This window comes from Pradoshia eiseniae (genome assembly GCF_002946355.1).
GTDB lineage: Bacteria > Bacillota > Bacilli > Bacillales > Pradoshiaceae > Pradoshia > Pradoshia eiseniae.
In genome coordinates this window covers 118,980-131,492 of record NZ_PKOZ01000007.1, presented here as the reverse complement: position 1 = coordinate 131,492, position 12,513 = coordinate 118,980, and the positions used below count along the sequence as shown (strand labels likewise).

Genomic DNA, 12,513 nt, shown 5'->3' with positions numbered 1-12,513 from the left:
TATATTGTCATCCTTTCACCGCACTTGAGGAAAGTCCTTCAATGACCTTATTGCTAAAGAAGATGAAGGCCAACAGCAATGGAAGGAAGCTGATAATTAAGGTTGCTCCAATTGCTCCCCAATCGGTCATATATTGGCCAATAAAGTTCTGAATTCCAACGGTTAATGTCTTATATTGATCGGAGCTGATGAAGGTATTGACAAAGACAAACTCATTCCAGTTATAAATCATATTGATAATGACAGCCGTAGAGAGAATCGGCATGGACATCGGCAGGATGATTCGGAAAAACATCCGGTGAATAGAGCTTCCGTCAATAATGGCCGCTTCCTCGATTTCTCTAGGAAATGTCGTATAAAAACCGAGTAATATCATCATCGTAATGGGCAGGTTGTAGGCGGTATAAGTGATGACGATTGACCATGGATTGTCGATTAAGTTCACATTCAAGAACATGTTGAAAAGCGGGATGAGAGCTGAATGAATCGGAATCATCAATCCAATCATAAATAGCCCTAAGACAAGTTTGCTGAATTTCCATTGCATACGTGTAATGGCGAAGGTCGCCATACTAGCAAGAAGAACAGTCAGGATTATGGCAACGCCTGTAATCCAAATGCTGTTGAAAAAGTATAAACCAATGCCGCCTTCCCATACCTTCAAATAATTTTCCCATCTGAATTCAGCGGGGAGAGCGAAAGGAGACCCCCCGAATATTTCCTGATTGCTCTTCAATGAGAATAAAAAGAGCCAAATAATCGGAAAGATTTGAAAAACGGCAACTAACGCCAGGGAAATATATAATAGAGACTTTCCTAATCGAGCCATGTGATTGTTCCTCCTCTAGTATTGGATTTCATCCTTTGATGCTGTCAGCTTATTGATGACCAATGTGACAATCAGGGTAATGATTAATAATAGGAAACCAATCGCGCTTCCATATCCAAAATTTGAGGTGGAAAAAGCCAGTTTATACATATAGGAAGCCATTACTTCACTTGCCCCATTAGGACCGCCGCCTGTCATAACATAGATTAAATCGAAATACTTTAAGGAGCCGACAATTGCCAGGACAATCGTCACTTTAACCACACCCATAATGAGCGGCAGCTTAATCTTTAATGCTATCTGAAGCGGGGTAGCTCCATCAATTTTGGCTGCTTCAATAAGTGACTCTGGGATATTTTTGAGCGCTGCATAGTAGATCAATATGTAAAACCCTGCATACTGCCATAGAATCGGGATGAAAATCGCATATAAAACAATAGAAGTATCTGATAGCCATAGCGGAGCTTTTTCAGCGCCGAACCAACCTAGGACCGTACTCAGGATTCCATTAGAAGGATTATAGACTTTAATCCATAACTGAGCGATTGCGACAGAGGATAAAAGCATCGGAATTAGGTAAATCTTTCGGAGGAGATTAGCTCCTTTTATTTTGGAAGCAAGAATTAGGGCAATCGTAAGATAGATGGCTAAGCTTAATGCTGAAAAGAGAGCCAATAAAACAGAATGCCATGCGCTATCCCAAAACAGGCTGTCTTGTATGGCCGTTATATAATTCTCCAGACCAATGAACTCCATGGCGGAAACACCATCCCAGTCCATGAGTCCATAGTATCCGGTAAGCAATAAAGGGATAAAAATCAGGATGCTGATTAAAAGGAGTGCTGGAAGCACATAAATGGCTATTATCCACTTATTGGACATTACTTTGCTCATAACCTTTCACCTCATAACGATGTATGTAGAAAAAGGACCCGCCTAACACAAGACAGATCCTAATTCTTGGCTTGGGACTACCTATTTAGATAGAGCCTGTTCATGTGTTTTTGCAAAATCCTTTGGTGTTGTTTCCTTTCCGAATAAGGCTTGTATTTGATCTAAATGAACCTGGGCCACATCAGCACTTAACTGGACGTCGGCATACAACGTAATATTGGTTGCGCTGTTTAGCTTATCTAATACATCCACATACATTTGCGGAAGGTCGAGTGATTCTCCCTCTACCTTCGTTGCAGGGATGACGCCTGCATCTGTGACAGATTTCTCGCCCCACTCTTGGGTGAAGAAGGAGACGAATTCCTTCGCTTCTTCTTTGACATCAGAACTTTCTGAAACAAACAAGCCTACTCCTGGACCGCCAACATAGCTGTTCATATCGCCTTTTCCATCAACAGATGGGAAATCGAAAAATCCGACTGAGTCCCTGAATTCCTGAGGAACATCTTCATTTGTGGTGTAATTCGGCAGATCCCATGTAGCGATAAGGTACATAGCAGCCTGCTCATTCATAAACATGCTCTTGGCCTCTTCATCTGATAAACCATTGAATCCATCGACAAAGGCATTAGCATCTACGAGTTCTTGTACCTTCTCAGCGGCTGAAACGAGTGCCGGATCCTCGAAGGAGCCAGAGCGATCAATCGCACTGTTCAGTGCCTTAGTTCCACCAATGCGATCAGCTAAATACATATACCATAAAGACCCTGTCCATTTATCCTTGTTCCCAAGCGCAATCGGTTCAACGCCCTTCTTATCGAGTGTTTCGACAACTTTTATGAGTTCATCATATGTTTTGGGTGCTTCTACACCATTTTCCTTGAATATGGCTTTATTATAGTAGACGGAGGCAATGTTGAGTTCGAGCGGGAGTCCGTATGTTTTACCATCGACTTGATAGGCCTCGGTTGTGCCGGAGACAAAGGAATCCTTCAGTTCGCCTTCGAGCAAATCATCGAGCGTGGCAAACTTGCCGCCATTGGCATAAGGTTCAAGATACCCAGCGGACCAAGTCATCCCAACATCAGGGAGCTCACCGGAAGCTGATAGAACCTTCATCTTATCCTTGTATTGCTCATTGCTTAAAACCTCAACCTCCACTTTGACATCCTTGTGCTCCTTTTCAAAATCCGTGATGATATTTTCCACAATATCATGATGCTTCTTAGAGCTTCCTTCTGGCCAAAGGTGCATAAACTTGATTACTTTCTTCCCATCTGAACTAGCATCCTCTGACCCTGAGCAGCCTGATAAGACTAAAGCAGCAGCAAATAACCCTACCAGAAATGAAAACGCTTTCTTTCTCAGCATAACTAAACCTCCAAAAACGAGTATTTTTTATACTTAATTTACCAGTAATCTCAAAAAAAGGATATCACGAAAAACTTTGTTTGTCTACTGGATAAACAAAGTTTTTCATGATACGATTTGTATAAGGTTAATAATTTTGAATATTTAAACGCAAGGAAAACTTAACAGCTAGAGTGATAGGAAGTGCCCACAAAGTTTTGAAAGCAGTGGTAGGATTGTATAGCCCTAAAATACGGTACAGGAGGAAAGATGATGAAGATTCAAAATCCCATTCTGACTGGTTTTAATCCAGATCCATGTATATGCAGGAGAGGAGAAGATTATTATATTGCCGTTTCCACCTTTGAGTGGTTTCCTGGCGTGGGAATCTATCATTCTAAGGACTTGAAGAATTGGCGCCTCATATCGCGTCCATTGAACCGTTTGAGCCAGTTGAACATGACTGGGAATCCTAATTCCGGCGGCGTATGGGCACCGGCTCTTTCCTATAGTGACGGGAAATTCTGGCTAATATATACGGATGTTAAGGTGACAGATGGACGATGGAAGGATTGTCATAATTATTTGGTCACCTGTGAAGAAGTGGATGGTCAATGGTCTGACCCGGTCCATCTTAATAGCTCAGGCTTTGACCCTTCCTTATTCCATGATGAGGACGGGAGAAAATACTTAGTGAACATGATGTGGGACCACCGCATTGGAAACCATAATTTCTATGGAATCGTTCTTCAGGAATACAATGTAGAGAAACAAAAGCTTGTGGGAGAGCAGAAAATCATTTTTAAGGGGACAGATGTAAAGCTGACGGAAGCGCCCCATTTATATAAGTGGAATGACTACTATTATTTGCTCACGGCAGAAGGCGGGACAAGGTTTGATCATCAGGCAACGATTGCGCGCTCGAAGACCATTGATGGCCCATATGAAGTCCACCCGGAGAATCCTTTGATCACATCATTCCCATACCCGAGAAATCCGCTGCAGAAGGCCGGTCATGCTTCAATCGTGCACACTCATACAGATGAGTGGTTTTTAGTCCATTTAACAGGTCGTCCGCTTCCAAAAAACAGTGAAGCCTTGCTCGACCCCCGAGGATATTGCCCGCTTGGCAGAGAGACAGCCATCCAGCGGGTGATTTGGAAGGAGGACGGTTGGCCATATGTTAAAGGAGGAGGGGAGCCATCCCTTGAAATTGATGGACCTGATTTGACTGAGATGCAATGGGAGGAAGACTATCCCGAAAAGGATGATTTCGATGATCAAAACCTCAATCTTCACTTCCAGACATTAAGAATCCCATTAGGGAAAGACATATTATCATTGACGGACAATCCGGGTCATCTTCGTCTATATGGAAGAGAGTCATTGACCTCAAAGTTCACACAAGCGTTTGTCGCAAGACGATGGCAGCATTTCAATTTCACGGCAGAGACTAGGGTAGCATTTCGGCCAGATACATTCCAGCAAGCTGCTGGTCTAGTGAACTACTACAATACAGAGAATTGGAGTGCCCTTCAAATTACTTGGAATGAAGAAAAAGGACGAGTCCTGGACTTGACGACCTGTGATAATTTCACGTTTGACCAGCCACTGAGAGGTAGAGAAATCATTATTCCTGATAAGGTGGAATATGTCTATTTACGATGTGAAGTTCAAACATCCACATACCAGTATTCCTATTCTTTTGACGGAGAGACATGGACGCTTATTCCCGTTCAGCTTTACTCGCACAAGCTTTCTGATGATTATATAAGAGGCGGAGGATTCTTCACAGGAGCATTCGTGGGAATGCAGTGTCAGGATACATCCGGGCAGGGGAGGCCTGCGGACTTTGATTATTTTGTTTATAGGATAAATGAATAAAGTATGAGTGATATGGCGAAAAAGCGTCCCTTTGAGGGGCGCTTTTTTCATTAATGTTAAACTCTTCAGATGGCCATCAAATAGACGATTTCTCACACTCATTTTAATCCGAATGATCGGTCTAAGCTTCAATGCTTAGGCGTACCTGCTTTTAATGGTGATGCACGAGTTGTCGAGCCTTCGACCTTAAGAGAGCTGGGGCCGAATGAGCCGGGGGAGATTATTGTGAATGGTCCGCAAGTGTTCACAGGCTATTACAATCGTCCGGAGGAAACCGAACAGGCTTTTATTGAAATGGATGGAAAGGCATTCTTCCGCACAGGGGACATTGGACGTTTTGATGAGGAAGGCTATTACTTTATGGTCGACCGGGTAAAGCGAATAATCAATGCGTCCGGTTACAAGGTATGGCCGACAGAGGTTGAGAGTCTTTTGTACAAGCATCCTGTCGAGCAAGCATGTGTTGTCGGTGTACCTGATCCGAAGCGAGGGGAAAGCGTTAAGGCCTTTATTATTCTGAGTATTGAAGCGAAGGGAAAGATTAAAGAAACGGAAATTATCGAGTGGGCAAAAACACAGATGGCATCCTATAAATATCCGCGTTCAATTGAATTCAGGGATGCATTCCCAATGACGGCGAGCGGGAAGATACTTTGGCGCAAGCTCCAGGATGAAGCAAGATATATAGAAGGTGTAAAAGGATAGCATGTTCCAGGCCACCTAGTAGATAGACTATTTTAATTTTAACGGGATTGAGTTGCGGCATTTTTCACTCCCTAGGGAGTTGATGTCGCAATCCTTTTATATTTATTCTGTAATTGATTATACTAATCGGTAACAAATCATCGGCGAAAAAGGAGAATAGAATACATGTCGGATATACCGGAATACGTGAATGTGCGAATTGATGCAGAACAGCTGCGCTACATCAAGAAATTACAGGAGCTTCTATGTGAAAGGCTGGATATGGACCTTCCAAAAGAATATGACATCCCTGATATTGCCGTAGAGCAGGCATTGTTCACATATATAGATTTGATGGAGAAGAACTACCGGCTATCTGGAGAGCAATGGGAAGAGGTATATCACAAGTGGAGCGGAGTTAGTGATGTCCCTCGTACATTAGATGATTTTAAGGGAAGAGAATAATATAGGATCTGAATGAAGGAGTATAATACCAATGGTCCTATAAAACGTTACATAATCGATCAGACTGCAGGCAACCCGAAGAAATTTGGCATGCCTGCATTTTTATTGTATGGTGGTGAGACATGTATAATTTTCTGCTAAAACCTTGGGGATTAATTATTGTAAAATAAAGAAACTTTATATTATTGTAAATATAGTAGCTTAACTGCAGATATTTGGAGTCGGAGATTACCTGCCATGTACAATAACGTGATTAAATGAGCATCGTGAACACAATGGGATAGCTGCTAAAAAGGACGACAGAATCATGGCATAAAGATGTGAGCCTGGATTCAAGACAGGGCTTTATCAATCAAGAAAGAAGGTGCGTCATTGTTGGAAGCAGATAAGAAGGATATTGATGAACAGGCACGTCAATTTGCTGAGATGGCTCATAAAGGAATTTGCCGAAAAGGCACGGCGACTCCCTATATGACACATCTGGAAGAGACGGCCGATATCGTCAAAACGTTAACGGATAATAAGACCGTTATTGCAGCGGCTTATCTTCATGATGTTTTAGAAGACACCGATTATACCGCGGCAGAAATTGAAGAACTGTTTGGCAAGGAAGTAGCAAGGCTTGTTGAAAGTGAGACTGAAAATAAATATCATGATAGGCCCAAGGCTGATACATGGAAGATAAGAAAAGAAGAAACGATTCATCATTTGCGCCATGCGAGCTTGGAGACGAAAATGATTACGCTTGGAGATAAGCTATCGAATATACGCTCCATCAAACGGGACTATGAACAAATTGGGAATCAGCTGTGGGAGCGATTTAATCAAAGCGATCCGCAAATGCATGCGTGGTATTATCGTTCTATTTGCCAATCGTTAACAGAGCTTGAGGAAACTGCAGCTTGGAAGGAGCTTGATTGTTTAATTAAGGAAGTATTCAATTATTAAATAGCCGGCTGACTTCTTCCTGATATATTCTGCCGTTATGATTAGATAATGGCATTCGGATTTAAAAGCTATGACTCGATTATGAAGGAAGTTGTTGTGATGAAAGAGAATCATTCAAGCTATCAATCAGCAGAGATAAGAGCTAACCGATATTTCAAGAAATTAAGGGAAGAGACGATAGAAAAACATTTCATCCCTGTTCTAACCGCTGATATGTCGGAATGGAAAGTAAATCATATCAATTTTCGTTTACATAAGGGGGCGAAAAAGGACCCGAGCATCGGTTATCGTCCCTACCTGCAGTGGCTGGATTATACAGGAAAGCTAGATTCTTATTTGCGTCGCAGTGTGGCTTACTTATATATGCGCGACTTAGGCAAGGCTATTGATACGGATAAGGCGGAAAAAGAGATTGACCAAACGGCCCAGCGCTTAAAAAAACATGTGGCCAATCCCTCCAATGAAAAAGCCGACAGCTTGAGTAAAGCAAGCCTATACCGCTGGGGTGAGAAGGAAGGGATCGAGCTTAGTGTTATTTGGCTGTTTGCCAAATTGAAGCGGGTCTCGGAGCATATCCCAGATGAGCTAGATGCGGAGCATGCGCAGCGCAAGCTCATCAAAATCATCGCAGGTGTCCTCTTGCATGCTTATGATGAAATGGGAGAAGACATACAAGGAGATGAGCGGGCAGCTAAACTTGATGAGGCAATCAGACTTGGATATGCATATGGTCTTACCTACCCATTTGTGGATGACCTCTTAGATTCAAGTTATTTGACGAGCGAAGAAAAGGAGCAATACTCCGCCATGATTCGTACTGCCTTGCTTACCCGTGAGATTCCTCCTTTAGGTGACTGGGCAGAGAATAAGAAGAAGCTTATTGCCTATATCCATGCTGAGTTATCCGAGGCATTTGCCTATATTAAAAGCCATCAGACACCAGAGGCGCTAAATACCTTCTTCTCCGAATCCTATGTGTTTTTCCATGCGCAGGAGTTAGACCGTAATAAAGATATGAATGAATTGATTTACACAAATGAGGAGCTGTATGTTCCCGTCATTTTGAAATCAGCATCCTCCAGATTGATTATCCGATCTGTAATAGGGGCACAAGAGGATAAGGGCTTTGATGATCGGACCTTTTATTATGGGATCTATAACCAGCTGGCTGATGATTTCACCGATTTGTTTGATGACCTGCAGGCTGGTGCCGTTACGCCGTATACATACTATTGGACTCATCATAAGGAGCGGCCGGATTTGGTTAATCCATTTGAGTTGTATTTTGGTGTCATTGCTAACCTAATTCACGATGTCTATTCCGACAGCGAGTTGGCAAGGGAAGTCATATTGGACAGGGCCATCAATGGGCTGAAAAGGAATAAGCTTCGTTTCGGGCCGAATCGATACAAGGAGGTCATGGCTGTATTTGCTGCAGGGATGCCTGAATTTATGCGGATTATTCAAAGGTTCGTCAAGAAAGCGGAGGACGTTGATTTCTTTGATAAATTGCTGCGTGACCATATGATCGACCATTTACGAGAAGATAGACAGGGGAGAGATGCCTTTACCGTCCTCGCTAGCGAGCTCAGGGATGAGATGCACAGCTTCCTTCCGATTGAAGAGGCTATTATTGGTGAGCTCCCGGAAGAAAGAACGCTTCATGAAGCCGCTAACTATAGTTTGATGGCTGATGGCAAACGAATAAGACCAGTGGTCGCCTGGATGATGGGAATGGAGCTTGGTCTAAAGAAGCAGGAGATGATCCCTGTCTTAAAGTCACTTGAATACATGCATACGGCCTCGCTTATCTTTGATGATTTGCCTTCACAGGATAATGCGGCTGCCCGACGGGGACAACCGGCACTTCACATTGCCTATAACAGCGCCATTGCAGAGCTGACAGGTATCTTTCTTATCCAGAAGGCGACATTGGAGCAGGCATCGATTCAGGCATTTAGCCCGCAAGCTGTCCTATCCCTGATTCAGTATTCCGCAAAAGCGGCCATGGATATGTGCCGCGGACAAGTTCTCGACCTAGAGGAGAAGACAGGTGAAATGTCGCTAGAAGAATTGAATACGATGTGCTTTTATAAGACGGGCATTGGATTTGAGGCGTCGTTGATCATGCCAGCCATCCTTGCCGAGGCAGATGAACAAGAAAAGCTGGCTCTCAAACGATTTGCCCAACATGCCGGAATTGCCTTCCAAATCAGGGATGATCTCCTTGATGCGGAGGGGGATGAGGAAACCCTCGGGAAAACAGCAGGGCAGGATGAGAAGAATGAACGCTCGACCTTCGTGACAGTCCTTGGATTCGATGGTGCGAGGAAGCAAATGTGGCATCACTACTGTGAGGCCATTGAGACATTGCCGCAAATCAAATGCAATACAAGCTTCTTAAAGCATCTGCTTGACTATATTATCAACAGAAGCCGATAAATCTAAAGAGGCAGACCCCTCCCCGGCCGGAGGGGTCTGTTTATGAATGATGAAGGGTCATGGAAATGACAAAGGCGGTCTATTCTTTATCGGTGCATACAGTTTTTAGTACCGAACAGGAACGATATGGTGTAAACTATATTGGGCTATTGGAAAAGTTATCAAGATAAGTTACATAAAAACAAAGATTAGGGAGCAGAGGTATGGAGTTTATTGAATTATTGAAGGCGTTTATCCTCGGACTTGTTGAAGGATTAACGGAATTTGCGCCGGTCTCCTCGACGGGGCATATGATTTTGGTAGATGATATGTGGCTGAATTCAAAGGAATTCCTAGGGCAATATACGGCAAATACCTTTAAGATTGTCATCCAGCTGGGATCAATCCTGGCTGTTGTCATTATCTTTAAGGATCGGTTCATTGATATGCTTGGCTTAAATCGCCTATTCGGCAAGAAAGATGGACAAGGTCATCATGGCAATCATCTTCGTTTAACACATGTAATCGTAGGATTGATTCCTGCGGGTGTGCTTGGACTCTTGTTCGAGGACTATATTGATGAGCATCTTTTCTCAACAGAAACGGTCTTGATTGGTTTGTTGGTCGGTGCATTCCTCATGATTGCGGCTGATATCGTAAGCGGCAAGAAAAAGGAGCCAAAGGTGACGACAGTTGACCAGATTACGTACAAGCAAGCCCTCTCCATCGGGCTGATTCAATGCTTGTCCTTATGGCCTGGGTTCTCCCGTTCCGGCTCAACCATTTCAGGTGGGGTCCTTCTCGGTTTGAGTCACCGTGCAGCAGCTGATTTCACCTTCATCATGGCAGTTCCGATCATGGCGGGAGCAAGCCTGCTTTCCTTGATTAAGAATTGGGAGTACTTCAATATGGAGGCTTTGCCATTCTTTATCGTTGGTTTCATCAGTGCGTTCATTTTTGCGCTAATCTCCATCCGCTTCTTCTTGAAGCTGATTGATAAGATTCGCTTAATGCCATTTGCCATCTACCGAATTGTCTTGGTAGCGGCGATTTACTTCTTGTACTTTTAATAGAAAAGCCATTTCACTGACCTAGTGAAATGGCTTCTTTTTATTTATTGTTCCCCTGAGAGGACTTGTGACCTCGTAATGAAATGACGGTCTTCTATGCTATCAAGCGAGAATTCAGCGCCTTTTCCGGGAATGGCGTCAATGATCAGCTGAGTATGCTTCCAATAAGCATACTGGCTCTCATGGATATAGAAAGGAACACCGCCAATAATCCCGAGCAGCAAATCGGCATTTCCAATCCGGAAGTCATCCTCCCTATAGCACATCGGTGCGGAACCGTCACAGCAGCCGCCAGATTGATAGAGAAAAATGCTGCCGTAGGTATTCCTCAATTCCTCAATTAGTTTAAGTGCCGTATCCGTTGCAATTACTCGTTCAGCCATGAGACACCAGCCTTTCGATTTAGAAGAAGCCTTGTGGCTTGCGGTCATAGCTGACCAATAGGCATTTCGTTTGTTGGTAATGGTCAAGCATCATGGCATGATTTTCACGGCCAATACCGGATAATTTATATCCACCAAAGGCAGCTCCTGCCGGATATTGATGGTAGGTGTTGGTCCATACACGTCCTGCTTGGATGGCACGTCCAGCCCGATAAGCAAGGTCTCCGCTGCGGGACCATACGCCAGCTCCTAGGCCGTATAATGTGTCATTAGCAATCTCCATCGCCTCATCAAAATCCTTGAACGTCGTCACACCAAGAACCGGTCCGAAGATTTCCTCCTGGAAGATACGCATTTTGTTATGTCCCTTAAAGACGGTTGGCTCAATATAGTTGCCGTTTTCCAATCCTTCACCGAGATTATTCTCTCCTCCGCCGATCAGGCATTCAGCACCTTCTTCTTTGCCTAATTGGATATAGGATAGGATTTTTTCTTTTTGCTCATTGGATGCCTGGGCTCCCATCATCACCTCAGTGTCTAGGGGATTGCCGACTTTGATTGCCTTAACTCGTTCAAGAGCACGTTCCATGAACTTGTCATAAATGGATTCTTGAATGAGCGCACGGGAAGGGCATGTACAAATTTCGCCGGAATTGAGGGCGAACATGACTAATCCTTCAATCGCCTTATCAAGGAATTCATCATCCTGGTCCATCACATCCTCAAAGAAGACGTTAGGTGACTTGCCCCCAAGCTCGAGCGTTACCGGAATGATGTTTTCTGTAGCATATTGCATGATTTGCCGTCCAACAGCTGTTGAGCCAGTGAAGGCGATTTTTGCGATGCGTTTATTTGTTGCAAGCGGCTTGCCAACCTCAATACCGTATCCGTTAACAATATTCAGCACGCCAGCAGGAAGCAGGTCTTGAATGAGTTCCATCACAACCATAATGGAGACAGGAGTTTGTTCTGCCGGCTTTAAGACGATGCAGTTTCCGGCTGCAAGTGCAGGAGCAATCTTCCATGCGGCCATAAGGATTGGGAAATTCCAAGGAATAATTTGTCCAACTACCCCAAGAGGCTCTTGGAAATGGTAGGCTACGGTATCATTGTCTAGCTGAGTCGTACGGCCTTCTTGAGCTCTGATTGTACTGGCGAAATAACGGAAATGGTCGATGGCTAATGGAATATCGGCATTCAAGGTTTCGCGGACAGCCTTGCCGTTATCCCAGGTTTCAGCAACAGCAATCATCTCTAGATTATCTTCCAAACGGTCAGCTATTTTGTTTAGGATTCGTGCACGCTCAGCAGCAGATGTCTTCCCCCAAGCATCCTTTGCTGCATGTGCTGCGTCTAATGCGAGCTCAATATCTTCAACAGAAGAACGAGCCGCTTGTGTAAACACTTCTCCATTAACAGGTGATTTATTATCAAAGTATTGTCCTTTAACAGGAGCAACCCATTTACCCCCAATGAAATTATCGTATTTCTCCTTGAAATGAATAACGGCCCCATCTGTATTTGGATTTGCATAAATCATGAAGTGATCCCCTTTAATTCGTATTGAAAGCTCTACTGATACCCG

10 protein-coding genes and 1 pseudogene are annotated in these 12,513 nt (G+C 43.8%); 6 read left to right on the top strand and 5 right to left on the bottom strand.

Annotation, left to right across the window (positions count from 1 at the left end; genetic code table 11):
* Positions 1-7 precede the first annotated feature (7 nt).
* The 3 genes from CYL18_RS12830 to CYL18_RS12820 all read right to left on the bottom strand — a co-directional run bounded on the left by CYL18_RS12830 (position 8) and on the right by CYL18_RS12820 (position 3,094).
* Positions 8-829, bottom strand: a complete 822-nt coding sequence (locus CYL18_RS12830; protein WP_104849914.1) for a carbohydrate ABC transporter permease — start codon at positions 827-829, stop codon at positions 8-10.
* 15 nt (positions 830-844) lie between these two features.
* Positions 845-1,723 carry a carbohydrate ABC transporter permease gene (locus tag CYL18_RS12825; protein WP_104849913.1) on the bottom strand — a complete coding sequence of 293 codons (879 nt, stop codon included), beginning with the start codon at positions 1,721-1,723 and terminating at the stop codon, positions 845-847.
* Positions 1,724-1,804: 81 nt separating this feature from the next.
* Positions 1,805-3,094 carry an extracellular solute-binding protein gene (locus CYL18_RS12820; RefSeq protein WP_104849912.1) on the bottom strand — a complete coding sequence of 430 codons (1,290 nt, stop codon included), beginning with the start codon at positions 3,092-3,094 and terminating at the stop codon, positions 1,805-1,807.
* A gap of 249 nt (positions 3,095-3,343) precedes the next feature.
* Between CYL18_RS12820 and CYL18_RS12815 the strand changes: the two genes are divergently transcribed.
* The 6 genes and pseudogenes from CYL18_RS12815 to CYL18_RS12790 all read left to right on the top strand — a co-directional run bounded on the left by CYL18_RS12815 (position 3,344) and on the right by CYL18_RS12790 (position 10,545).
* Positions 3,344-4,957, top strand: coding sequence for a glycoside hydrolase family 43 protein (locus tag CYL18_RS12815; RefSeq protein ID WP_104849911.1), 1,614 nt, complete (start codon positions 3,344-3,346; stop codon positions 4,955-4,957).
* Between the two features lie 84 nt (positions 4,958-5,041).
* A pseudogene (locus tag CYL18_RS12810) lies at positions 5,042-5,662 on the top strand (AMP-binding enzyme); the annotation flags it as partial.
* Between the two features lie 165 nt (positions 5,663-5,827).
* Positions 5,828-6,106 (top strand): hypothetical protein, encoded by a 279-nt coding sequence (locus CYL18_RS12805; protein WP_104849909.1) that lies wholly within the window; start codon positions 5,828-5,830, stop codon positions 6,104-6,106.
* 372 nt (positions 6,107-6,478) lie between these two features.
* A complete protein-coding gene (locus tag CYL18_RS12800) occupies positions 6,479-7,054 on the top strand; it encodes an HD domain-containing protein (protein ID WP_201741280.1) in 576 nt (191 codons plus the stop codon).
* Between the two features lie 99 nt (positions 7,055-7,153).
* Positions 7,154-9,496 (top strand): polyprenyl synthetase family protein, encoded by a 2,343-nt coding sequence (locus CYL18_RS12795; RefSeq protein WP_236636449.1) that lies wholly within the window; start codon positions 7,154-7,156, stop codon positions 9,494-9,496.
* 203 nt (positions 9,497-9,699) lie between these two features.
* A complete protein-coding gene (locus CYL18_RS12790) occupies positions 9,700-10,545 on the top strand; it encodes an undecaprenyl-diphosphate phosphatase (RefSeq protein WP_104849908.1) in 846 nt (281 codons plus the stop codon).
* Positions 10,546-10,589: 44 nt separating this feature from the next.
* Here the strand turns inward: CYL18_RS12790 and CYL18_RS12785 are convergent, their stop codons facing one another.
* Together CYL18_RS12785 and exaC are read right to left on the bottom strand one after the other, a co-directional pair.
* Positions 10,590-10,928 (bottom strand): DUF779 domain-containing protein, encoded by a 339-nt coding sequence (locus CYL18_RS12785; RefSeq protein ID WP_104849907.1) that lies wholly within the window; start codon positions 10,926-10,928, stop codon positions 10,590-10,592.
* Positions 10,929-10,947: 19 nt separating this feature from the next.
* Positions 10,948-12,468: an acetaldehyde dehydrogenase ExaC gene (gene exaC / locus CYL18_RS12780; RefSeq protein WP_104849906.1), complete on the bottom strand. Its 1,521-nt coding sequence runs from the start codon at positions 12,466-12,468 to the stop codon at positions 10,948-10,950.
* Positions 12,469-12,513 lie beyond the last annotated feature (45 nt).